Annotated in this window: 20 protein-coding genes; 8 read left to right on the top strand and 12 right to left on the bottom strand. The window is 60.6% G+C overall.

Going from position 1 to position 22493, the window contains the following annotated elements:
* Positions 1-333 precede the first annotated feature (333 nt).
* Together LOC54_RS01275 and LOC54_RS01280 are read left to right on the top strand one after the other, a co-directional pair.
* Positions 334-1803, top strand: a complete 1470-nt coding sequence (locus LOC54_RS01275; protein WP_408740266.1) for a circularly permuted type 2 ATP-grasp protein — start codon at positions 334-336, stop codon at positions 1801-1803.
* The gene (locus LOC54_RS01280) at positions 1800-2867 is read left to right on the top strand and encodes an alpha-E domain-containing protein (RefSeq protein ID WP_279312010.1); all 1068 of its coding nucleotides are present in this window, start codon (positions 1800-1802) and stop codon (positions 2865-2867) included. Before LOC54_RS01275 ends, LOC54_RS01280 begins: the two co-directional genes overlap by 4 nt.
* Before the next feature lie 5 nt (positions 2868-2872).
* Here LOC54_RS01280 and LOC54_RS01285 read toward each other — a convergent pair whose 3' ends face one another.
* Together LOC54_RS01285 and LOC54_RS01290 are read right to left on the bottom strand one after the other, a co-directional pair.
* Complete coding sequence (locus tag LOC54_RS01285) at positions 2873-3457, bottom strand: DsbA family protein (RefSeq protein WP_279312011.1); 585 nt, start codon at positions 3455-3457, stop codon at positions 2873-2875.
* A gap of 60 nt (positions 3458-3517) precedes the next feature.
* Positions 3518-4477 carry a bile acid:sodium symporter gene (locus LOC54_RS01290; RefSeq protein ID WP_279312012.1) on the bottom strand — a complete coding sequence of 320 codons (960 nt, stop codon included), beginning with the start codon at positions 4475-4477 and terminating at the stop codon, positions 3518-3520.
* 117 nt (positions 4478-4594) lie between these two features.
* Here LOC54_RS01290 and LOC54_RS01295 point away from each other — a divergent pair, with 117 nt between their 5' ends.
* A complete protein-coding gene (locus LOC54_RS01295) occupies positions 4595-5539 on the top strand; it encodes a hypothetical protein (protein ID WP_279312013.1) in 945 nt (314 codons plus the stop codon).
* A gap of 80 nt (positions 5540-5619) precedes the next feature.
* A complete protein-coding gene (locus LOC54_RS01300; RefSeq protein ID WP_408740270.1) occupies positions 5620-6471 on the top strand; it encodes a lipid-binding SYLF domain-containing protein in 852 nt (283 codons plus the stop codon).
* Here the strand turns inward: LOC54_RS01300 and mltG are convergent.
* The 5 genes from mltG to ispG all read right to left on the bottom strand — a co-directional run bounded on the left by mltG (position 6465) and on the right by ispG (position 11928).
* A complete protein-coding gene (gene mltG / locus LOC54_RS01305; protein ID WP_279312015.1) occupies positions 6465-7433 on the bottom strand; it encodes an endolytic transglycosylase MltG in 969 nt (322 codons plus the stop codon). The two genes, LOC54_RS01300 and mltG, sit on opposite strands and share 7 nt — an antisense overlap.
* A gap of 15 nt (positions 7434-7448) precedes the next feature.
* A complete protein-coding gene (locus tag LOC54_RS01310) occupies positions 7449-8330 on the bottom strand; it encodes an aldose 1-epimerase family protein (protein ID WP_279312016.1) in 882 nt (293 codons plus the stop codon).
* A gap of 46 nt (positions 8331-8376) precedes the next feature.
* Positions 8377-9435, bottom strand: coding sequence for a peptide chain release factor 1 (gene prfA, locus LOC54_RS01315; RefSeq protein WP_279312017.1), 1059 nt, complete (start codon positions 9433-9435; stop codon positions 8377-8379).
* Positions 9432-10691, bottom strand: coding sequence for a histidine--tRNA ligase (gene hisS, locus LOC54_RS01320; RefSeq protein WP_279312018.1), 1260 nt, complete (start codon positions 10689-10691; stop codon positions 9432-9434). Before hisS ends, prfA begins: the two co-directional genes overlap by 4 nt.
* An 85-nt stretch (positions 10692-10776) precedes the next feature.
* Entirely contained in the window at positions 10777-11928 is a 1152-nt protein-coding gene (ispG, locus tag LOC54_RS01325) for a flavodoxin-dependent (E)-4-hydroxy-3-methylbut-2-enyl-diphosphate synthase (protein ID WP_279312019.1), read from the bottom strand.
* A gap of 326 nt (positions 11929-12254) precedes the next feature.
* On the opposite strand from ispG, the gene LOC54_RS01330 reads away from it, so the two are divergent.
* A complete protein-coding gene (locus LOC54_RS01330; RefSeq protein WP_279312020.1) occupies positions 12255-14648 on the top strand; it encodes a TonB-dependent receptor in 2394 nt (797 codons plus the stop codon).
* 5 nt (positions 14649-14653) lie between these two features.
* Here LOC54_RS01330 and LOC54_RS01335 read toward each other — a convergent pair whose 3' ends face one another.
* Positions 14654-15127 carry a nuclear transport factor 2 family protein gene (locus LOC54_RS01335; RefSeq protein ID WP_279312021.1) on the bottom strand — a complete coding sequence of 158 codons (474 nt, stop codon included), beginning with the start codon at positions 15125-15127 and terminating at the stop codon, positions 14654-14656.
* 104 nt (positions 15128-15231) lie between these two features.
* On the opposite strand from LOC54_RS01335, the gene fumC reads away from it, so the two are divergent.
* The 3 genes from fumC to LOC54_RS01350 all read left to right on the top strand — a co-directional run bounded on the left by fumC (position 15232) and on the right by LOC54_RS01350 (position 18367).
* Positions 15232-16680 carry a class II fumarate hydratase gene (fumC, locus tag LOC54_RS01340; protein ID WP_279312022.1) on the top strand — a complete coding sequence of 483 codons (1449 nt, stop codon included), beginning with the start codon at positions 15232-15234 and terminating at the stop codon, positions 16678-16680.
* Between the two features lie 134 nt (positions 16681-16814).
* The gene (argH, locus tag LOC54_RS01345) at positions 16815-18230 is read left to right on the top strand and encodes an argininosuccinate lyase (protein ID WP_279312023.1); all 1416 of its coding nucleotides are present in this window, start codon (positions 16815-16817) and stop codon (positions 18228-18230) included.
* Positions 18227-18367 carry a hypothetical protein gene (locus LOC54_RS01350; protein ID WP_279312059.1) on the top strand — a complete coding sequence of 47 codons (141 nt, stop codon included), beginning with the start codon at positions 18227-18229 and terminating at the stop codon, positions 18365-18367. Before argH ends, LOC54_RS01350 begins: the two co-directional genes overlap by 4 nt.
* Before the next feature lie 25 nt (positions 18368-18392).
* Here the strand turns inward: LOC54_RS01350 and LOC54_RS01355 are convergent, their stop codons facing one another.
* Genes LOC54_RS01355 through LOC54_RS01370 form a run of 4 tightly spaced genes read right to left on the bottom strand, consistent with a single transcriptional unit; the run spans position 18393 to position 22490 of the window.
* Entirely contained in the window at positions 18393-19205 is an 813-nt protein-coding gene (locus tag LOC54_RS01355) for an MBL fold metallo-hydrolase (RefSeq protein ID WP_279312024.1), read from the bottom strand.
* 17 nt (positions 19206-19222) lie between these two features.
* Complete coding sequence (locus LOC54_RS01360; RefSeq protein WP_279312025.1) at positions 19223-20017, bottom strand: TatD family hydrolase; 795 nt, start codon at positions 20015-20017, stop codon at positions 19223-19225.
* Positions 20014-21549, bottom strand: coding sequence for a methionine--tRNA ligase (metG, locus tag LOC54_RS01365; protein WP_279312026.1), 1536 nt, complete (start codon positions 21547-21549; stop codon positions 20014-20016). The genes LOC54_RS01360 and metG overlap by 4 nt, the downstream gene beginning before the upstream one ends.
* Positions 21546-22490, bottom strand: a complete 945-nt coding sequence (locus tag LOC54_RS01370; RefSeq protein WP_279312027.1) for a DNA polymerase III subunit delta' — start codon at positions 22488-22490, stop codon at positions 21546-21548. The genes metG and LOC54_RS01370 overlap by 4 nt, the downstream gene beginning before the upstream one ends.
* Positions 22491-22493 lie beyond the last annotated feature (3 nt).

Genomic DNA, 22493 nt, shown 5'->3' on the forward strand with positions numbered 1-22493 from the left:
GACAGATCAAAGCTTCAGCGCGATGATCTATCTCACCGCAGCCGTTATCCATTCACGATGAATCCTCACAGACCTTAGACCAGATAGGCTGAGACGGGCGAGAGAGATGAAATGCCGGACATGGAGTCTGTCTCCTTTTCGGAAAATTCCGGTCCGCCCGTGCCCGTGCGTTCCGACGACGTGTTTGTTCCTGGTTACGGGCAAGAGTGCGTCTCAAAAATAAAAATATGGTTAACGCCGGTCCTGCGAGATTTTTACGCTTGGCGAACGACCTGAAACTTGCTTGGCTGAACGGGAAGGAAAGCGGCTTCCTGTCTGCTTCCGGATGCCCTGATGCAGGAAGGACGGATGAACGAACATATGTCTGCCGGCTTATTCTCTTCCTACAAGGTTCCGGATTTTTTCTGTGAGCTGATGAACTCCGGTGCAGGGAGCGACCCCCAGATCGAGATGATCCGGTCGCGGCTCAATGCCCTGCCCCCTGATGATCTTCGTGATCGTTCTGCCATTGCCGAGCAGGAGTTCTACAATCACGGGATCACATTCACCGTTTATACGGATCGTGATGCGATTGACCGGATCCTGCCTTTTGATCTGATTCCGCGCATTCTGCAGCAGAAGGAGTGGCAGACGATCGATGCGGGCGTGCAGCAGCGCGTCCGGACGCTGAACATGTTTCTGCATGACATCTATCATGACCAGAAGGTTCTGAAGGACGGGATCATTCCGCGTGATCTGGTTGTGGGCAATGCGAACTATGCCCGCATCATGGAGGGTGTTGATGTTCCCGGCGGCACGTATGTCCATATCAGCGGTACGGATCTGGTGCGTGACGAGCAGGGGAATTTCCTGGTTCTGGAGGACAATGCCCGTACGCCGTCGGGTGTGTCCTATGTGATTGAGAACCGGCATGCGACGCTGCGTGTCTTTCCCGAGATAGCGGCCGGGATCGATCTGATGCCGGTTGATGAATACGGGATGCGTCTGAGCAGTGCGTTGCGGGAGGTTGCGCCTGCGGGGGTTGACCAGCCGCAGGTGGTTCTTCTGTCTCCCGGTATTTATAACTCCGCCTATTTCGAGCATGTTTTTCTGGCCCGTGAGATGGGGGTTCCTCTTGTGGAGGGGCGTGATCTTACGGTTGAGAATGACCGTGTCTATATGCGCACGACAGCGGGTCTGAAGCCTGTTCATTCCATCTATCGCCGGATTGATGACAACTTCCTTGATCCGCAGGTTTTCAATCCGGGCAGCATGCTTGGCGTTCCGGGTCTGGTTTCGGCCTATCGCAAGGGGAATGTGACGATTGCGAATGCGATCGGCACGGGTGTTGCGGATGACAAGGCGGTTTATGCCTATCTCCCCCGTCTGATCCGGTATTATCTGTCCGAGGAGCCGATCCTTTCCAACGTCGAGACCCATATCTGCGGCGAGGCGGAGGGGCTGGCCTATACGCTGGCCAATCTTGAGAAGCTTGTTGTCAAGCCTGTGGGAGAGTCCGGCGGTTATGGTCTGATCATCGGGCCTCATGCGACGAAGGCCGAGCTTGAGACTTTCCGTGCCAGCCTGCTGGCTGATCCGTCGAACTATATCAGTCAGCCCGTGATCCGGCTGTCGGTGTGTCCGACCCTGTGTGAGGGCGGGCTTGAGGCGCGGCATGTTGATCTGCGGCCGTTTGCCGTGACAGGCAGGAGCACCTGGGTTCTGCCCGGTGGTCTGTCGCGTGTTGCACTGCGGCGGGGGTCTCTTGTCGTCAATTCGTCCCAGGGGGGCGGTTCCAAAGATACGTGGGTGCTTGCATCATGATTGCCCGGACCACGACTGATCCTGTTTCTTCCGCTCCGCCGCAGCCTCTGCTGTCCCGCTATGCCGAGAGTGCGATGTGGCTTGCGCGGTATATGGAGCGCATTGAGAATCTGGCGCGTCTGATTGACGTGACGGAGACATTTGTCCGTTCCGGTGCGCGCAGCGGCTGGGATGCGATCATCCAGATCAATGCGGATGTGGACCGTTTCAGGGAAAACCATGCGGAGGCTTCGGCCGAGCGTGTAATTTCCTTTTATGTGACGGACGCGGACAATCCGAACTCCATTTCCTCCCTGTCCCATGCGGTCCGTGAGAATGCGCGGGCGCTGCGGCCGCTGATCTCGACAGAGATGTGGACGCATCTGAATATCTTCACGAAGTTTCTGCGCGGGCTGAAGGCTGAGGATATCCGTCCGTCCGTGATCACGCAGCTCTGTGCGAAGATCAAGCAGGAGTGCCAGACGCATGCGGGGATTACGGAGGGGACGTTCTACCGTGATCAGTGTCATGCGTTCTATCAGGCGGGGCGTTATCTGGAGCGCGCCGATCAGATCACGCGTCTGATTGACATCAAGTATCACACGCTTCTTCCCTCCCCGTCTTTTGTGGGGTCGCAGGTTGATATCAGCCAGTGGACGTCCGTTCTGCGTTCGGCTGCGGGGTATCATGCGTATCGCCGGGTGATGTCCTCGGACATGAGTCCGGAGAGTGTGACCGGGTTTCTTCTGAAAAGTCAGGCGTTTCCGCGGTCTCTTGCGACCAATCTGCGGATGCTGCACGTGAGCATCAGCCGGTTGCGGACGGATTACGGTCTGAAGGCGAGCGGGGATATTCTGGAGGCGCTGGAGTTCCTGCGCGCGGGGCTGGATGATCAGTCTTCGGGGCAGATCATTCTGCGCGGGCTTCATGAATTTCTGGACTGGGTTCAGTGCCGTCTTCAGGATATTCAGGCGGCGATTGCCCGGGGATTCTGGCCTGGTACGGAGGAGGATTCCGCTCCCGCTGCGGAAGGTGCCGGGGAGCGTTCGTTTTCCGGGGCCTGGCAGTCTCAGGGGCAGTCCTGATCCGTTCAGTCGTGGCTGTCTGCCCTGATGGCTGTGGCTGCGGCGTCCAGAAGGCGTTCGTAGACGGGTTTATCCTGCAGGCCCGTTATGGCGTAGGGTCCGGCGAGGACGACCGGGATTCCGTTCAGTCCCCGCCGGGCTGAGAGCCGGTGGTCCGCGCTGACGTGTCCGGCGAGCAGTTTTCCCGAGAGAAACGGGAGGACGCGTTCGGGCTCCATGCCGCACGCTCCGGCGGCAGCGGTGAGGACTTCCCTGTCCGAGATGTCCCTGTTTTCTGAAAAGCGCGCGTGGAAGATGTATCTGACGGCGGGTTCCGCGTCCGTGCGTGAGGACAGCCAGGCGATCAGTCTGTGTGCATCGACGGTGGGAGCCGGTTCCGAGAGTGCTCCGGGGCTGAAGCTCAGCCCCTGCTCTGCGGCCTGATCTCTGAGTATCCGTGCGAGGCGTGTCAGCCGGCCCGGGGTGAATTCGGCAGGATCGAGAAGGAAGGGCCGCCAGGTGAAGTCCGGGGTGATATCCGGCCTGTCATCGAGCAGTGAGAACAGCCGTTCCGTGGCCAGCCATGACCACGGGCATGAGAAGTCGAACACGATTTCAACAGGAATCCGGCGGGTATCCGGTCCGGCTGCATGCACTGTCGTGTCCTTTCCTCAGTCGGTGGTTGTGTCCGGTCTGCGTGCGAAATACCGGGCCAGGGCTGCGCAGGCGAAGAGCTGGATCTGGTGGTAGAGCATCAGTGGCAGCACGACGGAGCCGACGGTTGCGGGCGGGAAGAGCACGTTGGCCATGGGGACGCCGGATGCGAGCGTTTTTTTCGAGCCGCAGAAGGTGATGGTGATTTCGTCTTCCGTTGAGAAGCCCAGCAGTTTTGATCCGACTGAGGTTATGATCAGGAGCAGTGCGAGCAGGACGGCGTCGATCAGGGCGATCATACCGATCTGTGACGGCGGGAGGCGTGACCACAGGCCCTGCATGACGGCTTCGCTGAAGGCTGTGTAGACCACGATCAGGATTGATCCCCGGTCGGTGAAGGACAGGAGTTTCTTGTTCCTGCGTGCCCAGTCTCCGATCACCGGCTGAAGGAGCTGTCCCAGGATGAAGGGCAGGAGCAGCTGGAGGACGATGGCCATCACGCCGCCGCCGCCCGCGCCCTGTTTTGCGAGGACCAGTCCGACGAGCAGCGGTGTGATGAAAATTCCGAGGATGTTTGAGGCGGTTGCCGCGCAGATGGCGGCAGGGATATTGCCGCGGGCGATCGAGGTGAAGGCGATCGAGGACTGCACGGTTGAGGGCAGGCAGCACAGGAAGAGGATTCCGAGCCAGACGTCATTGCTCACGAGTCCCGGGGCGAGGCTGTGCAGGGCCATTCCGAGAAAGGGGAACAGGACGAAGGTGCAGGCGAGGATGACCAGGTGCAGGCGCCAGTGCGTCAGGCCTTTGACCATTTCCTCCCGCGAGAGGCGTGCGCCCTGGAGGAAGAACATGATGGCGATGACGATGATGGCGAGGTTCTGGAAGATCGGTACGGCCGCGCCGTGGCACGGAAACACGCTTGCCAGAATGACCGTTGCGATCAGGCTGATGAGGAAAGGGTCAGGTCTGAAGGGCATGATTCGGGTATTCTTCTCTGTTTTTTGCCGGTCTGTGGCCGGAGAATGTCGGTTTACGAAGGGCTGACCTGATCGCGTGCCATTGCTCAGCCGCCTAGATTGCGTCAGATTTACTGCGTGATGAAGATTTTCGCCATTCCCCCTGCCCTGTTCCCTGTCCTCACGGTTTCGTCAGTTCTGGCTGTGCCTGTTCTGTCGGCTCCTGTTCTTGCCGGGTCGGCTCTGGCGGCCCCGGTCCCCGGGAGCTGTGCCGTGATCCGCCATGACGAGACCCGCTCTGCGGGGACTGTCGTTCAGAAGAACGTCACGGTTTCGCTTCCTGCGGGTCCGTCGCTGAAGGCGTCGTCCCTGAAGGTGACGGGAGCGAAGGATGCGCAGAGTGCTTCAGAACTGGCTGATGCGGCCAGTGTGCTGTTTCTGACGGCCATGAGCAACCACCATGTTGCTGCCTGCACCGACTGGCTGAAGGCTCAGGGTGCTGCGACGGAAGCGGCTCTTGAGGCGGGTGCCCGTCCTTCGTTTTCCTGGTCCGCTCTGAGTGTTGCGAACGGTCGTCTGACCATTCAGGCGCAGTCTGCTGCTTTTTCCGTTTCTCAGGCTGATGGCGGGAATGCCGGGGCTGCTCTGTCCCTGAATGGTCTGAACATTCAGGGGACGACCATTCCCGATCTGCTTCCGGAGCAGGCGCAGGCGTCTTTCAGCATGCCTGTGAAGGAGCTGTCTTCCCTGATGCAGGCTGTCGGCGGGCGTCCTTCGGGTGAGCCTGTCGCGCATGTGAACATTGATTCGTTTTCCGCCAGCCGCGGTGATGTGTCTCTTTCCGGTAACGGGTCCGCGCTTCTGACGGGATCTCAGGATACGGCGCAGGCTTCGGGACATCTTGAGGTTGCGGGTCTGAACACGCTGATCAGTGCGGCGCAGTCTGACAGTCAGACGAAGCTTGCGGCCGGGATGGTTGTGGCGAAGCTGGTCAGCCATAAGAGCAATGGCCGCAACACCTGGGATGCGTCCTGGAAGAGCGGTGTCCTGACTGTGAACGGTGTTCCTGTCCCGCTGCGCTGAGGCTGTCCGTCCGGCCATTCTATGGCCACAAATCGACCTTTATTATTCTGCCGGTTATGGCTGAGCGGAGTTTTCTGATGATGCGCGTCTGGCGTGAAGCGGCAGCGGTTCTTGTTGCGGGCGTTTCCATTGTGGCGGCTGTTCCGGCGCGGGCGGCTGACTCGCAGCAGACGCTTGTGGATAAGGCTACCCTGACGGTTCAGGACATGTTTTCCGGAGCGAAGCCTGACAGCGGGATTATGAAGAACATACGGGATGCCCGTGCCGTTCTGATCTGCCCGTCGATTTTCGAGATGTCGATTGTCTTTGGCGGTTCAGGCGGCGGTTGTCTGCTGCTGGCGCGTGATGCGCAGGGATCGTGGTCTGATCCGGCGTTTTACAGGCTCAGCAGCGGATCGTTCGGGCTGCAGCTCGGGATGCAGGATTCCCAGGTGATGTTTTTCATCATGACGGATCGCGGGCTTCAGGCTCTGCTGGACAGTCAGATGAAGCTGGGTGCCAATGCTTCCGCATCCTTTGCCACAATGGGGTCCGGTGTGGGCTCGGGCAATGCGGGGCGGTCCAACACGGATATTACGGGTATCCAGAAGTCCAAAGGGCTGTTTGCCGGGGCTTCCCTGAGCGGGTCCAAGCTTTCCGTGAACAGTTCTGCCAACCGGAGCTATTACAATCAGGCGGTTGGTCCGGAGGATATTGTCATCACCATGCGGGTGAACAATCCGGCGGCTGATTCCCTGCGGTCCATTCTGATGAAGGTGGGCGGCAAGTCTGCTGCCGCGTCGGCGGCGGGCGGGTCTTCTGCGGCGGCGTCAGGGTCTGAGGATGCGGCTCCGGATTATGTGCCGTCTTCGTCGTCTTCCGGTTCCGTTCAGTCCAGTTCCCTGCCGCCTCTGACATCGTCCTCAAAGAAGGCCTCATCCAAGAGCTACTGAGGTTTTTTCCTGAGTTCCGCGACATTGACGTTATGTGCGGTGAGCGTTTCTGAGAAGCGTGTGGTGCCGTCGGGCATGGCGACGAAATAGAGCGCCCTGCCCGCTTCGGGATGTGCCACGGCTGCGAGTGCGGCCTCTCCGGGGCTGCAGACGGGTCCGGGCGGGAGACCTGCGATGATGTAGGTGTTCCAGGGCGTTGCGGATGACATATCCTGGTGCGTCAGGGGGCGTCCGAGTTTTCCGGCTCCCCCGGACAGTCCGTAGATCGTGGTCGGGTCTGACTGCAGTTTCATTCCCGCTTCCAGACGATTGAGGAAGACGCGTGCGACCATGGGGCGCTCTTCGGGGCGTCCGGTTTCCTTTTCCACGATTGAAGCGAGTGTGAGCAGTTCCTCGGGGGATCTGAGGGGCTGAGCGGGATCGCGGGTGCTCCAGATCGCGGCGAGTCTGCGCGCCATGGCGTGCTGCATCCTCTGTGTCAGGCTCAGACGGCTGGTTCCGTAGACGTACTGGTAGGTCTGGGGGAGGATACTGCCTTCGCGGATGTCCGGTGTGCTGCCTGTCAGGGCCGGGGCTGCATCGATCAGCGGGCGTATCTGTGCGGATGTCAGTCCTTCGGGGATTGTCAGCATGTGCTGCACCGGTCTGCCATGGCGCAGGGTGGCGAGTATGGCGGTCATGCTGGCATGTGCCGGGAAGGTCAGTTCCGCAGCGTGAAGCGGGCCGTCATGGCGTGTGAGCCAGAGCACCGCGCGGAAGATTTTCTCATCCGTCCATCTGTCGCGCAGTACGCCTGCCTGCTGCAGGGTACTGATCGTGCTGGCATATCCGCCTCTGGGGATGACGACGTCCGTGGCCTGGCTGAGCGGGCCGGGTCCTGTGGCGGCTCTCCAGGCGAGGCCCGTGGCTGCCAGCCCGCCGAGGAGGACGAGGAGACATAGTCCGATGATGATACGGCGCATGTTCAGGTGTCTGTTTCAGGCGTCTGTGAGTGCGACGTACCAGGCGGCCCGCCAGCTTTCTCCGGGCGGGAGATGGAGCAGTCCGGGTTTTTCCTCGAACGGGCCGCTGAAGGTTTCGGGCGAGGCATAGCCGTACCAGGGTTCTATGCACAGGAAGCCGGCGCCGGGTTTCGTCCAGATTCCGAGCTCGCGGTATCCTTCCCAGGAGATATGCAGACCCGGGTGCCCGGGGCGGCCGAATGTCAGTGCGCTGCTGTTCAGCGAATCCAGGATCAGGGCGTCGTCTCTGAAGAGATCCGGTGTGAGGTGCAGGATCTTTCCGCTGACGGGGGTTGGAAATCCCGTTTCTGCCAGCAAGCCGTCCTTTACGCGTCTGATCGGTGCGGGTTCGGGTTTTTCGAATGTCAGTGTGTAATCGGTCTGTCTGGTTCCCGGCTCCGATAGCCAGCGGAAGGCCGGATGCGCGCCGAGTGAGACGTGCATGACGGTCTGCGGGTCCGGGTTGATGATGGTTGTGATGACGCTCAGGCGTGCGCCGCTCAGCCTGTATTCAATCCTCAGGCGGAAGCGGAACGGCCAGAGCTTCAGGGTCTGCGGGTCTTCTGCCAGTTCGAGGATGCAGCCGTCGGGATTTTTCTCAATCCAGGTGAAGGCGCGGTCCCGGGCGAAGCCATGCTGCGTGAGTTTGTATGTCCGGCCGTCGATTTCTGCCCGGTCGTTTTTCAGCCGTCCGACGATCGGGAACAGGATGGGGGCGTGACGTTTCCATTCCTTTCCCGCATTCCACAGGAGGTCCTGTCCATCTGCGGTCCGGAGCCGGATGAGTTCCGCGCCGTCTGCGCTGACTTCTGCGCTCAGGAGCGGGGAGCTGAAGTGATGGGAGCCTGTGGTGCTCATGATCTCTCTCCGTCGGCGGATCAGCGGTGGTGCCCGGGTGCTGTCCTCACAGGTTTTCTGCGGCCAGGAGTGCGGCCTGATTCTCCTGTATCAGAGCATTGATGACCTCGTCGAATTCACCGAGCATGACGCGGTCGATTTTATGCAGGGTCAGCCCGATACGGTGATCGGTCACGCGGCCCTGCGGGAAGTTGTAGGTGCGGATACGCTCCGAGCGGTCTCCGGTACCGATCTGCGAGCGCCGGTCTGAGGCGCGGGCTTCGTGGGCAGCGGCGCGTTCCTGCTCGTACAGCCGGGCGCGGAGGATTTTCATCGCCTTGGCTTTGTTTTTGTGCTGGCTTTTCTCTTCCTGCATCGTGACGACGATGCCGCTGGGCATGTGTGTAATGCGGACGGCGCTTTCGGTTTTGTTCACGTGCTGCCCGCCTGCTCCGGAAGCGCGATACACATCGATCCGCAGGTCGGTTTCATCGATATGCACGTCCACCTCCTCTGCTTCGGGGAGGACGGCGACCGTGACGGTGGAGGTGTGGATACGGCCCTGGCTTTCCGTGGCCGGGACGCGCTGGACGCGATGGACGCCGGACTCGTATTTCAGCCGGGCGAAGACGCCTGCGCCCGTGATCGTGGCGCTGGCTTCGCGCAGGCCGCCGAGTTCGCTTTCGTCATATTCCAGAATCTCGAAGCGCCATCCCTGCATGTCTGCGTAGCGACGATAGGCATCGAAGAGTTCCGAGGCGAAAAGTCCCGCCTCGTCTCCGCCTGCGGCGGGGCGGATTTCGAGGATGGCGCTGCGCTCATCGGCGGAGTCTTTTGGCAGCATGGCGATGCGGACATCGTGGTGCAGGCTGTCCAGTTCGCCGCGGAGCGTATCGAGTTCCGCCCGGGCGAGGTCTTTCATGTCCGGGTCCACCAGCAGGATTTCCGCCTCTCCTATCTGCTGTTCCGCGGTTCGGAGGGCCTGTATCTTGCGGACGATTTCTTCCGTTTCCGCGTATTCGCGTGAGGCGCGGATGAAATCGTCTCCGGTGATTCCCGAGGACAGCAGGGCTTCCAGCTCTTCTGATCTGGCGACGATTCTGTCCAGCCGTTCATGAAGACTCATGCGGAGGTTCCTGCCGCCTCCTGCACGAGCTGCGCGATGATGCTGTCGGCGGAGAGGTCTGTCTGTGATCCGTTCTCAAGATTTTTCAGGCGGATGACGCCTCTGGCGAACTCCTCCTCTCCGAGGATCAGAGCGCGGACGGCGCCGGATTTATTGGCGCGTTCGAGGCGTTTTTTCATGTTGCCGCGATAGGCCATCTCGCAGCGGATTCCGGCGCCGCGGAGGTGGCTGAGCATATCGACGGCGGCGCCCTGCATGGTGTCGGAGGTCGGGATGATGGCGACGGTGCGTTCGGCGTGTGTGAAATTCTCGAGCAGCATGGAGAGGCGTTCGATCCCGGCTCCCCATCCGACTGCGGGGGTTTTCGGGCCGCCCATTTCGGCGATCAGTCCTTCGTAGCGCCCGCCTGCCAGCACCGTTCCCTGTGCACCGAGGCGGGTTGTAACGAATTCGAAGGCCGTGTGACTGTAGTAGTCGAGGCCACGGACGATCATGGGGTTTTCCCTAAACGGCACGCCGAACGCGTCGAGACTGCGGCGCAGGTCATCCCAGAACGCGCGGGAGGTTTCGTTCAGGCAGGATGCGAAATCCGGGGCGTCTGCGAGGAGCTCGCGGTCTTCGGGAGCCTTGCTGTCCAGAATACGCAGGGGATTTTTTTCGAGGCGCGTGCGGCTGTCTTCCGAGAGACGGTCGCGCAGGGGGGTGAAATAGGCCACGAGCCGGTCGCGCCAGATCTGGCGGCTTTCGGGGTCTCCCAGGGTGTTGAGCTCAAGCTCCACGTCTTTTTCGAGTCCGAGGGCAATGAGGATGTCGTAGCCCATGCGGATGATTTCGGCGTCGGCCATGGGTTCAGACGGGCCGATGAGTTCCGATCCGATCTGATGGAACTGCCGGTAGCGGCCTTTCTGCGGGCGTTCGTAGCGAAACATCGGGCCGGTGTAGAACACGCGCTGCGGGAGGGTCTGTGTCAGGCCGTTGGTGATGAGCGCGCGGCAGATTCCGGCGGTGCCTTCGGGGCGGAGGGTGAGTGAGTCTCCCCCGCGATCGGTGAAGGTGTACATCTCTTTCGAGACGATATCGGAGGTATCGCCCAGCGTGCGGGCGAAGACGCCGGTGTCTTCAAAGACGGGTGTCTGCCACTCGTCAAATCCGTAGAGCGATGTGATGCGTCTGGCGGTATCGACCACATGAGCATGTTTCTTCTGCCCTTCCCCGATCAGATCATGGGTTCCGCGGACAGGCTGAATCATACTCAAGGGTTTTTCTCCGGATGTTGAGGCAGACGCGCATCATCTGCCTGACCTGGCGGATGTCCGCCAGAGGGGCGGACATCCGGTGTTTTCAGTTTGCCGTTGCGAGGAACTCGGCTTCCTTGTCCTTTGCGGCGGCGTTTTCCGCCTCAATCGCGGCGACTTTTGCTTCCACGAGATCGACGATGTGGCTGATCATGTCATCGCCAGGGACGGTGTGATCCTGCTTGCCCGCGGCATAGACCATGTGGCGGCCCGAGCCGCCGCCCGTGACGCCGAGATCGGTCATCAGGGCTTCTCCGGGGCCGTTCACGACGCAGCCGATGATAGACAGTGTGAGCGGGGTTTTGATGTGTGCAAGGCGGTCTTCCAGCGTCTGCACGGTCTGGATGACGTTGAAGCCCTGGCGTGCGCAGGACGGGCAGGAGATGATTTTCACACCGCGATGGCGAAGGCCGAGGGATTTGAGGATATCCCAGCCGACGAGCACTTCCTCTTCCGGCTCTGCGGAAAGCGAGACGCGCATGGTGTCGCCCACGCCGGCCCACAGGAGATTGCCAAGACCGATGGAGGATTTCACTGTTCCGGCGCGGCGGCTTCCGGCTTCGGTGATTCCGATATGCAGCGGGTGATCACAGGCTTCCGCGAGCTGCTGGTAGGCTGCGACGGCGAGGAAGACGTCTGAGGCTTTTACGCTGATCTTGAATTCGTGGAAGTCGTGATCTTCCAGGATTTTTGCGTGTTCCAGCGCGCTTTCCACCAGTGCGTCAGGGTTGGGCTCTCCGTATTTCTCGAGGAGGTGTTTCTCCAGAGAACCTGCGTTGACACCGATGCGGATGGAGCAGTTGTGGTCCTTTGCGGCCCTGACGACCTCTCTCACGCGTTCCGCGCTGCCGATATTGCCCGGGTTGATACGCAGGCAGGCGGCTCCGGCCTGGGCGGCCTCAATGGCGCGCTTATAGTGAAAGTGGATATCCGCGACGATCGGCACGTTCACCTCGCGGACGATTTCCGCGAGGGCTGCGGTGCTTTCCTCATCCGGGCAGGAGACGCGGACGATATCGACCCCGGCCAGCTCCGCGCGGCGGATCTGGGCGATGGTAGCCTCCGCGTCGCTGGTGAGCGTGTTGGTCATGGTCTGGATCGAGATCGGGGCATCGCCGCCGACCGGGACCTTGCCGACATGGATCTGCCGCGACTTGCGACGTTCGATGTGCTGATAGGGGCGGTATCCACCACTCATCGTCCGGTTCTCCCTGTCTGGCCCCGGTGAGGCCGTCTTTGCGGCCGCGCGGCGTTCTGCCGTTTGCCGTCCTGCATTGATGACCGCTTTCTGCCAAATCCGGCGGCGTATGGCTATAGCGCAGAATCTGACATCTGATCTGTCTGCGGGATTTTCAACCTGCTTCCCCGGTCATGACTGTGTCCGTTTTGCAACAGAACGAAGAAAGGTGCTTCGGTATTGTTGTGATTTCGGAATGTTGCGAAGAGTATATGAATACCCGTGTGTTCGTGGGAACGCTGCTGACGGGACACATCATCCGGGCCGGACGGCAGAGGAGTATGATCATGCGCAGAGCAGAGCGGGATGCAGGGTTTCTGTCCTTCCTTAAGGGGACCACCACGCTGATCGGTGCAGCCGGTTTTCTGTGTTCCTCTGCCTTTGCGGCCACACATCACAAGGCGGCGCACCGTCCGCATGCCCGCACGACGGGGGCATCGTCCGTTCCGATGAAGGGGGCGCCCTCCCCTGTGCGCGGGCATCCGTCTGATATTGCCGCGCGGGATAATGAGGCGGTGTCGGTTCATATTTCCCGTCATCATCATGAGGCCGGTGGCGGCGTGATGAAGATCGAGACGGCTCCGCATAATGTCCAGACGATTTCAAAGACTTACATTGCGATGCAGAGCCCGACGAGCACGGTACTTGATCTTGTGAAGCTGTCTCCGGCGCTCAATGCGGTCAATGCGGACAGTTCGGGCATGCAGGGCGGCCGGATCGAGATCCGGAGTCTGACGGATCTGGATATGGGCCTGATGCTCAACGGTGCGCCGACGACGAATGCGAATTATCTCAATGAGACGGCATCTTCCGAGGATGTGGAGAGTGTGACGATCACGCCGGGCAGTTCCTCGGTTGATCTGCCGACGGCGAATGCTGCGGCGGGTGTTCTGGATGAGCGCACGCACACGCCTCTGGCGAAGGCGGGCGGCATGATGGATTTTTCCTACGGCACGAACAATATGTCCCGTCAGTTCATCCGGCTTGAGAGCGGTGAGATCGGGCATACGGGCATAAGGAACTATATTTCCTATGCTCACACGCATTCGCGTTCCTGGATGGGGGCCGGTATCAACGAGCAGCATCATGTTGATTATGGTCTTCAGAAGAACTGGGCGAACGGGTCTCAGAACAATTTCTTCCTTTCATGGAACAAGGAAGATTTTGTTATTGATGTCTATCCGACTGCGGCTCAGTTCTATAACTACAAGCATACGGGCGACGGTTATGGCCGTTATGCCGAGTATGACAAATCACGCCCTGATGCGGGCAATTACTGGCGGAATAATATCGACCACTGGAACCAGATTTTCCTTTCGGCTCCGCAGCATATTGTCATTACCCGCCATGTGAATCTTGATATCACGCCGTATTACAACATGGGCCGGGGCTGGGACGGCAGTTCCGGGGGCAAGGCCGAAGCGGGGCAGTATTACCGCTATGACGGTACGGCGGTTGCTGCGGGCCAGCAGCTGACGTCGTATTATCATCAGAACAATGCCAGTGCCGTTGGCGTGACGGCGAAGCTTGGCATTGATCTGGACAAGCACAATCATTTCATCATCGGATACTGGTACGAGAACAATTATTCCGTATTCGGTCTTCCGACCAGCATCACGATGGATAACGGGCGCAATCCGAGTCCGAACTGGCAGTCGAACATGGCGTTTACGAAGGCGGCTGACGGGAGGCTTTTCCCGGCGCGTCCGAGTATTGACGGCGGGTATGAGATTCATTCGCTGTTTATTGGCGATACGGCGAAGTATCTGGATAACAAGCTGACGGTGGATGCCGGTTTCAAGTTCGTGATGGCCAATCAGTGGTATAAATTTTCCACTCCGGCCGGGGCCTATTCCCATCTGGGGCAGAATCCGACGGCTCCCCTGCCCCATCTGTCGATTGCGTATCGTTTCAATCAGCACCATCAGATTTACGTCAATGGCGAGGGGGATTTCCGTCTGCCTGATCCGACGGCGATGGCTCTGAGTGCCTCTGGGCAGCTTCAGAAGAACCAGTATACGATCAAGGAGGAGATCGGTTACCGGTATAATGGCGATATTGTCATTGCTGATCTTTCATTCTTCAATTCCGCCATCACGAACCGTCTGCAGTCGACCTATCTGGGCAATAACCAGAGCGGTGTGATCAATGTGGGCAATCAGACCGCGCGCGGGTTTGATCTTCAGGTGGGCACGCATTCCTGGCATCACTGGTCTCCGTTTTTCGGGTTTGAGTATCTGGATGCCCATGCTGATTCCAATGCGCCTTATGGCGATACCTATCTCAGGACGAAGGGGCGCCGGGCGGTTATGGCGCCGCGTGTCTCGGCCTCTTTCAACCTGGCGTATGACGACAGCCATTTCTTCGGGAATTTCGGCCTGAAATATATCGGTCCGCAGAAGACCACTCTTGTGGGCGATGAGCGGATGCCGGGCTTCGTGTCTGATTCGATTTCCGTCGGGTATCACTTCAAGCCTTTCAGCTTCCTGAAATCTCCGACGTTCCGGCTGAACTTTGCCAATCTGACGAGTGCCATCGTGCGGCAGGTTCCCAAGGGTATCGGCACCAATGTCTATCCGACCCAGCTTATGGACGGGACGACGATCGCCGGAGGCAATGGTGCGACGTATTATGTGATGCCCCGGTTTAATATGAGCGGGACGATCTCTACTGATTTCTGATGTTCTTAAAGCCCCAGTTCCGTCAGGCCGGGATGATCTTCCGGTCTGGGGCCGCTGATATCCCAGTGGAACAGGCGATCCTTTCCTTTGATGGGAACGTCGTTGATTGAGGCGTGGCGGTGCGCCATCAGGCCTTTTTCGTCAAACTCCCAGTTTTCGTTTCCGTGGGAGCGGAACCACTGCCCGGCAGCGTCGTGCCATTCATAGGCGAAGCGGACCCCGATACGGCTGCCTCCGGCGAGCCAGAGTTCCTTGATCAGTCTGTATTCGTTTTCCTTCTGCCATTTCCGCGCGAGGAAGATCTTTATGGCGTCCCGGCCCCGGATGAATTCGTTGCGGTTTCTCCACAGGCTGTCGGGGGTGTAGGCCAGCGAGACCTTTTCGGGATCGCGGGAGTTCCATGCGTTTTCCGCGGCTCTGACCTTCAGGAGGGCCTTGTCTGTCGTAAAGGGCGGAAATGGTGGTTTTTCTTCAGTCATGCTGATCGGCCTTTCCGGGATGCGGAGTGTGTTGCCGGCAACGCTTGCGATGTCGTGCCGTTGGTATGCAGACACAGATCATGCCGCGCGGGAAGGATCATTCCATGGCAGAGCACCCCGTTATGAAAGATATTCCGATTGGTCTTCATGCCGGCGGGGTTCGCCGGGAGTTTGACAGCATGGGCACGGTGGAGGTTCCGGCTGATCATTACTGGGGTGCCCAGACGCAGCGTTCCCTGCATCATTTCTCGATCGGCGGGGATCGGATGCCGGTGGAGGTTTACCGGGCGTATGGCGTGGTCAAGAAGGCCTGTGCCGAGGTGAACCGGGATAACGGCAGTCTTCCGGGGTGGAAGGCCGAGGCGATTATCCGGGCGGCTGACGAGACGATCCGCGGGGATCTGGACAGCGAATATCCTCTGTTTGTCTGGCAGACCGGGTCCGGCACGCAGTCCAACATGAACGTCAATGAGGTGATCTCGAACCGGGCGATTCAGCTTCTTGGCGGGGAGCCGGGATCGCAGGTTCCTGTCGGTCCGAATGATGATGTGAACCGGGGGCAGTCTTCCAACGATACATTCCCCACTGCGATGCATATTGCGGCCGTGGAGATGCTGGATGGCACGCTTCTGCCGCAGCTTGAGGCTCTTGCCGGGACGATCGAGCACAAGGCTGAGGGATGGACGGATGTGGTCAAGATAGGCCGGACCCATCTTCAGGATGCGGTACCTCTGACTGTCGGGCAGGAATGGTCTGGCTGGGCCGGGCAGTTGCGGGATGTGATCAGGGAGATCCGGCACAGTCGCGAGGGGCTTTATGAGCTGGCTCTGGGCGGGACGGCGGTCGGGACAGGGATCAATGCGCCTCGGGGATTTTCCGTGGCGGTTGCGGCGAGGATTGCGGAATATACCGGTAAGCCGTTTGTGACTGCGCCCAACAAGTTTGCGGCGCAGGGGTCTCTGGATGCGATTGTCCGTGCCCATGCGGCGCTGCGCGGGGCGGCGGTTGCGCTGATGAAGATTGCCAATGATATGCGCTGGCTTGGTTCGGGGCCGCGCTGCGGGATCGGGGAGCTGAAGATTCCGGATACCGAGCCGGGATCTTCCATCATGCCGGGGAAGGTCAATCCGACGCAGTGCGAGGCAATCGTGATGATTTCCATTCAGGTGATCGGCAATGATACGGCGGTGGCGTTTGCGGGCAGTCAGGGCAATTTTGAGCTGAACACGATGCGGCCTGTGATCATCCGTAATTTCCTTCACTCTGCGCGTATTCTGGCGGATGGATGCAGGACGTTCCGGGAATTTTCGGTCGAGGGGACTGATCTGAACCGGGAGGTGATTGCCCGGCATGTTGCGGGGAGTGTCATGCTGGTGACGGCTCTGTCTCCGGAGATCGGCTATCAGGCGGCGGCGCATATTGCGGAGGAGGCCATGGCGAAGGGGCTGACCCTGCGGGACGCGGCTCTGGCGTCGGGCAAGGTGGATGAGGCGACGTTTGATCGTCTGATCGTGCCTCTGAATATGGTCGGGCATGGTCTGGCCGGTGCGTAGTTTTCCCGTCCCTTCGTCTGGCTGAGAGCGGCCGATCCGGTCTGCTGTCAAAACAATGTTTGCACGGTGCCTGTCGTCTCAGTAGGGTCACGCCCGGTTAATGTATCGGGCCGCATCTGAGGACAGGACGGGATATGAGCGCAAAGAACGGGGCCGGGGCCAACATACAGTGGGGCGGTCGTTTTGCTGATGGTCCTTCTGCGATCATGCAGGAGATCAACGCCTCCATTGGGTTCGATAAGGCCATGTGGCGGCAGGATATTGCCGGTTCCCGTGCCCATGCCGCGATGCTGGAGAAGGTCGGGATCATTTCCTCTGAGGACAGGGCGGCGATTTCTTCCGGTCTCGATGAGATTGCGCATGAGATTGCGGAGGGGGCGTTCGATTTCTCTCCCCTTCTGGAAGATATTCACATGAATATCGAGGCGCGGCTGTCCGAGCGGATCGGTGAGGCCGGGAAGCGTCTGCATACGGCGCGGTCGCGCAATGATCAGGTGGCGACGGATTTCCGTCTCTGGGTGCGTGATGCGATTGACGGGACTGCCGCGCAGATTTCGGCGCTGATGCGGTCTCTGTCGCTGCGGGCGCTGGAGTATGCCGATGCGATCATGCCGGGCTTTACGCATCTGCAGACCGCGCAGCCTGTCACGTTCGGGCATCATCTTATGGCGTATGTCGAGATGCTCTCCCGTGATCGCGGGCGGCTGGCGGATGCGCGCAGGAGGCTGAATGAGTGTCCGCTCGGCTCTGCGGCTCTGGCCGGGACATCGTTCCCGATTGATCGCGCGATGACGGCGTCCCTTCTGCATTTTGACCGTCCCACGGCGAATTCGCTCGATGCCGTGTCGGACAGGGATTTTGCACTGGAATATCTTTCCGCGCTGGCGATCATGGCGATGCATCTTTCGCGGCTGTCGGAAGAGATCGTGATCTGGTGCTCCTCTCCTTTCTCTTTCATCCGTCTGTCTGATGCATTCACGACCGGTTCCTCGATCATGCCGCAGAAGCGCAATCCGGATGCGGCTGAGCTTGCCAGGGCCAAGACCGGGCGGGTGAACGGGGCTCTGATCGGGCTTCTGACGGTTATGAAGGGGCTTCCGATGGCCTATGCCAAGGACATGCAGGAGGACAAGGAGCCTGTGTTCGAGGCCACCGAGGCTATGACGCTCACTCTGGCGGCCTGTGACGGCATGATCCGGGACCTGACGGCTGATACGGGCAGGATGCACGCTCTGGCGGGGTCCGGTTTTTCCACGGCGACGGATCTGGCGGACTGGCTGGTGCGTGTCCTGAAGCTGCCATTCCGCACGGCGCATCATGTGACGGGTCAGCTGGTTGCTCTTGCCGAGCGTAAGGGGACGGATCTGTCCGATCTGTCTCTTGCGGAGATGCAGGCTGTCGAGCCGGGCATTACGCAGGATATCTATTCCGTGCTGACGGTTGAGGCTTCCGTGGCATCCCGGGTCAGTGCGGGGGGGACGGCTCCGGCCAATGTCCGTCGTGAGGCTGAGGGCTGGCTGGCCCGGCTTGATAAGGAGACGGTTTCGTGATGCGCTCTCTGCTGATCCTGCCTGTATTTCTCGGCGTTCTTCTGTCGCTTTCCGGCTGCGGAAAGGTCGGCTCCCCTCACCCTCCGGGGCCTGCGGATAAGGTGATCTATCCCCGGACCTACCCTGCGCCTGACTGAGGAGCCGGGTCCGGCTCTTTCGGGGTTATATTCTTACGCGCAGACCGTCGAAGGCGGGTTCGGTCCCTTCGGGCAGATTCTGCTTCATCCAGGCCCAGTCCATTGTCGGGCCGAGATGGGTGAGGATCGTGCGGCGCGGACGGATGCGGGCGTGCCACTGAAGGACGCGGTCGAGCCAGGCGTGTGAGGTGTGAGGCGGCAGGCGCTGGAAGCAGTCCACGATCCAGATATCGAGATCGCGCAGACTGTCGAGCACGCTGTCCTCAAGTTCCACGACGTCGGTGCAGTAGGCGATATCCGCGTGGCGGAAACCGAGGCTGTTCAGACGTCCGTGGCTCTGTAGGAAGACGTCGAGGGTGAAGCCCGCGATCGTGATGGTTTCTCCGGGTGTGACCGGGTGGGCTGTAAGGCCTGGTCTGTAGATGTCCTGCGGGGTCCAGGGCTGGAACGCGTAGCTGAAGCGCTGTTCGATCTGCTGCAGGGTTTCCGGGCTTCCCCAGGCTTCAATCGGGCGTTTTATGGTCCAGTTTATGGCGCGGACGTCATCGAGGCCGGCGATATGATCCGCGTGGGCGTGGGTGTAGAAAATCGCGTCGCACCGGCTGATGCCGCAGCTGAGAAGCTGGTGCCGCAGATCGGGGCCGGTATCGACGAGGAGATTGTGCTCCTCTCCTGCGAGCATGATGGAGGAGCGGGTCCGTCTGTTGCGAGGTTCCTGCGGATCGCAGTCTCCCCAGTAACCTTTTCCGTCCGGGCCGCCGATCATGGGCACGCCGGATGAGCCGCCGCAGCCGAGAAAGATGATCTCGCGCAGCGGGGACTGATCCTGCTCCTGCATTTTCAGGGCGGCGCCTGTCACAGCCGGGCCTGACTGAAAAGACGGAGAAAATTGCTGGTTGTCAGTTCCGCAAAAGCGGCGGGCTCCATGCCGCGCAGTTCCGCGACGGTCTGTGCGGTGAAGGAGACGAAGGAGGGTTCGTTACGCTTCCCTCTGCGCGGGACGGGCGCGAGATAGGGCGCATCGGTTTCCACGAAGATCCGCTCTGCCGGGGCGTCGCGTGCGACGTCTCTGATGGTTTCGCCTTTGGGGAATGTGGCGATGCCGGAGAAGCTGAGATATCCGCCGAGGTCGAGCGCCGTGCGTGCGAGGTCGTGGCCTGAGGCGAAGCAGTGCAGGAGGAACGGGAAGGCTCCGTTTTTCTCCGTTTCCTGTGTCAGGATCGCGGCCATGTCCTCATCGGCGCTGCGTGAGTGGATAACCAGCGGCAGCCCGGTTTTGCGTGCAGCGGCAATATGGGCGCGGAAATATTTATGCTGGAGCGGGCGCACTTCCTCCGTGCCGTGGAAATAATCCAGGCCGCTTTCCCCTATGGCGATCACCTCTTCCGGTTCTGCGAGGGCCGAGATGGCGTCCGCATCCAGATACTCTTCCTCCGAGACGTGATCGGGGTGCGTGCCGATGGCGCACCAGATCGTAATATCCGTGCGGCTCCGGCGGGTCAGGGCTTTCTGCTGCCCGTGTCTGGAGAGACGTGTACCGATCGTGACCATGCCGGACAGGCCTGCACTTTTCGCACGGTCGAGCAGCGCGGGCAGCTCTTCGTCGCTGAAGTGATCCAGATGGCAGTGTGTGTCGATCAGGCCTGTCATTTCGCCTCTTCCGTGTAGCGCGGGAATATCCCCTGCGGTGCGGGCAGGCTGCGGCCTCCGGGCAGAGGTGTGGCGAGAGCCGCGAAGCTGCGCTCCTGCTCTTCCGTGCCGAGCTGCGTGAGCATTTTTGCCATGCTTTCAGGCATCCAGGGCTGGAGTACCGTTGCGATGATACGCAGGGCATCCGCGAGGACGCGCAGGACGTGGGCCATGCGGTCCGGATCGGTCTTTTTCAGCGCCCACGGGGCCTGATGATCGATATAGGCGTTACAGGCGCGGATAAGTTTCCAGACTTCTTCCAGCGCATCGGTCAGCGCGCAGCGGGCCACCTGCCCTTCCATGACGGACGGCAGCAGGCTGGCCGGGGCGAGGAGCTGCTCATCTTCCGGGGTGTGCGGGCCCGCATCCGGCAGCACGCCGCCGCAGTTGCGTGCGATCAGGGAGAGCGTGCGCTGGGCGAGGTTGCCCAGATCGTTGGCGAGTTCGGTGTTCAGCCGGTGGATGAAGGAGCGCCGGGAGAGGTCGCTGTCTCCTCCGAAAGGGACTTCCCGGATCAGGAAGAAGCGCACGGGATCGACGCCGAATTCCTTCACCAGATCGCGCGGATCGATGACGTTTCCGAGCGACTTGCTCATCTTCTCGCCCTCTACGGTCCACCAGCCGTTGGAGAAGACCTTTCCGGGCAGCGGGATGCCGGCGGCCATGAGGAAGGCGGGCCAGTAGACGGTGTGGAAGCGGGCGATGTCCTTGCCCACGAGGTGGAGGTCTGCGGGCCACCAGGCCATGCGGGGTGCGGAGGTATCGGGATATCCGAGGGCCGTCAGGTAGTTCGAGAGCGCGTCGAACCAGACATACATGACGTGGGCCTCGTCACCCGGTACGGGGACCCCCCATCGGAAGCTGGTGCGGCTGATGGAGAGGTCTCTCAGGCCCTGTCTGACGAAGGAGACGATTTCGTTCCGGCTTCCGTGCGGTCCGATGAAGTCGGGCTGTGTCTCGTACAGCTCCAGCAGGCGGTCCTGATATTTCGAGAGGCGGAAGAAATAGGACGGTTCCCTGACCCATTCGACGGGGGCTCCGGTCGGGGCGACCTTTGTTCCGTCCGGACGGGTGGTGAGTTCGTCTTCTCCGTAGAACGCCTCGTCCCGCAGGGCGTACCAGCCTTCGTAATGGCCGGAATAGATATCTCCGCTTTCCGCGACTTTTTCCCACAGGGCCTGAGCGCCTGCGATGTGGCGCGGTTCGGTCGTGCGGATGAAGTCGTTGTAGGAGATCTGCATCGTGTCCGCCATCGCACGGAAATCCGCGGCGATGCTATCGGTGAAGGCCTGGGGAGTTTCTCCGGCGGTGGCGGCAGCCTGTTCGACTTTCTGACCGTGTTCGTCCGTGCCGGTCAGGAAGAAGACGTCATCTCCGGCGAGGCGGCGGAAACGGGCGACGATGTCGGCGGCGACGGAGGTGTAGGCATGACCGATATGCGGGGCGCCGTTGACGTAATAGATGGGAGTTGTGACGTAGAAACGGCGGGTCATGACGATCTCACGAGGTTTATGGCTTCGATAAGGGCTTCCTGGCGGTCGAGACTGAAGCGTTCGGTCTCTGCTGTCAGGCGGCGCAGGTTTTCCCACAGCCGGGCACTTCGGTCTGCGGACGGATGGCGGGCCAGCGCGCCGGTGCGGGCACGCTCCGCGACGAGGGCGGTGAGCCGGCTGAGGAACAGCATGGCTGCATTTTCGTCGCGCCCTGTTTTATCGGCAATTTCAATGGCGCGGGCAACTGAAACCCCGTTCATGGCTTCTTCCGCCAGGGCCGTTGCGGTCCTGAACTCTCCGGACAGGAGGGTGATCCCGCGACCGGCGGAGCCTCCGGCCTGATCTGCCGCGTGCGTGATGTCATCGGCGGAGGCTTCGGGCATGGCACGGGCGAGCACGGCCTGCAGATCCGTGGTTTCCAGAGGACGGAGGGGCAGTGTCCTGCAGCGGCTGCGAATTGTGGGCAGGAGCCTGCCCGGAGCGGAGGCTGTCAGGATCAGGAGTGCGTCCGGCGGCGGTTCTTCCAGGACTTTCAGCAGGGCGTTGGCGGCGTTGCGGTTCATTGTGTCCGCGCTGTCTATGATGACGACGCGCCATCCGCCTTCCGCTGCGGTTCTGTGGAGGAAGGACGCGACCGGCCGGATCTCGTCGGCGACGATTTCCGGACGCAGGCGGTTTTTCTTCTCATCCCAGGCGCGGGAGATACTGAGCAGGTCTGCGTGGGTTCCTGCGGTGATCCTGCGCCCTGCCGGGCTTTCTCCGTTTTCTCCGTTCAGGACGATCCTGGCCATGCGGAAGGCCAGGGCGGCCTTGCCCGTGCCCTCCGGACCGCAAAGCAGCCACGCATGATGGAGGCGACCTGCCTCGAAGGCGTGGCGGAACGCGGTCAGGGCTTCCTCGTGTCCCCGGAGGCGGAGGGAGGCGTCCTGTGGCGTATCCATCGG

This window comes from Acetobacter sp. AN02, from assembly GCF_029759835.1.
Classification (GTDB): domain Bacteria; phylum Pseudomonadota; class Alphaproteobacteria; order Acetobacterales; family Acetobacteraceae; genus Acetobacter.

Excerpts from the sequence above, each read along its gene's own strand:
- LOC54_RS01275 (WP_408740266.1), top strand. The coding sequence starts at position 334 with ATGCAGGAAGGACGGATGAACGAACATATGTCTGCCGGCTTATTCTCT.
- LOC54_RS01280 (WP_279312010.1), top strand. The coding sequence starts at position 1,800 with ATGATTGCCCGGACCACGACTGATCCTGTTTCTTCCGCTCCGCCGCAG.
- LOC54_RS01290 (WP_279312012.1), bottom strand. The coding sequence starts at position 4,477 with ATGCCCTTCAGACCTGACCCTTTCCTCATCAGCCTGATCGCAACGGTC.
- LOC54_RS01300 (WP_408740270.1), top strand. The coding sequence starts at position 5,620 with ATGCGCGTCTGGCGTGAAGCGGCAGCGGTTCTTGTTGCGGGCGTTTCC.
- mltG (WP_279312015.1), bottom strand. The coding sequence starts at position 7,433 with ATGCGCCGTATCATCATCGGACTATGTCTCCTCGTCCTCCTCGGCGGG.
- LOC54_RS01310 (WP_279312016.1), bottom strand. The coding sequence starts at position 8,330 with ATGAGCACCACAGGCTCCCATCACTTCAGCTCCCCGCTCCTGAGCGCA.
- prfA (WP_279312017.1), bottom strand. The coding sequence starts at position 9,435 with ATGAGTCTTCATGAACGGCTGGACAGAATCGTCGCCAGATCAGAAGAG.
- ispG (WP_279312019.1), bottom strand. The coding sequence starts at position 11,928 with ATGAGTGGTGGATACCGCCCCTATCAGCACATCGAACGTCGCAAGTCG.
- LOC54_RS01330 (WP_279312020.1), top strand. The coding sequence starts at position 12,255 with ATGCGCAGAGCAGAGCGGGATGCAGGGTTTCTGTCCTTCCTTAAGGGG.
- LOC54_RS01335 (WP_279312021.1), bottom strand. The coding sequence starts at position 15,127 with ATGACTGAAGAAAAACCACCATTTCCGCCCTTTACGACAGACAAGGCC.
- fumC (WP_279312022.1), top strand. The coding sequence starts at position 15,232 with ATGGCAGAGCACCCCGTTATGAAAGATATTCCGATTGGTCTTCATGCC.
- argH (WP_279312023.1), top strand. The coding sequence starts at position 16,815 with ATGAGCGCAAAGAACGGGGCCGGGGCCAACATACAGTGGGGCGGTCGT.
- LOC54_RS01355 (WP_279312024.1), bottom strand. The coding sequence starts at position 19,205 with ATGCAGGAGCAGGATCAGTCCCCGCTGCGCGAGATCATCTTTCTCGGC.
- LOC54_RS01360 (WP_279312025.1), bottom strand. The coding sequence starts at position 20,017 with ATGACAGGCCTGATCGACACACACTGCCATCTGGATCACTTCAGCGAC.
- metG (WP_279312026.1), bottom strand. The coding sequence starts at position 21,549 with ATGACCCGCCGTTTCTACGTCACAACTCCCATCTATTACGTCAACGGC.
- LOC54_RS01370 (WP_279312027.1), bottom strand. The coding sequence starts at position 22,490 with ATGGATACGCCACAGGACGCCTCCCTCCGCCTCCGGGGACACGAGGAA.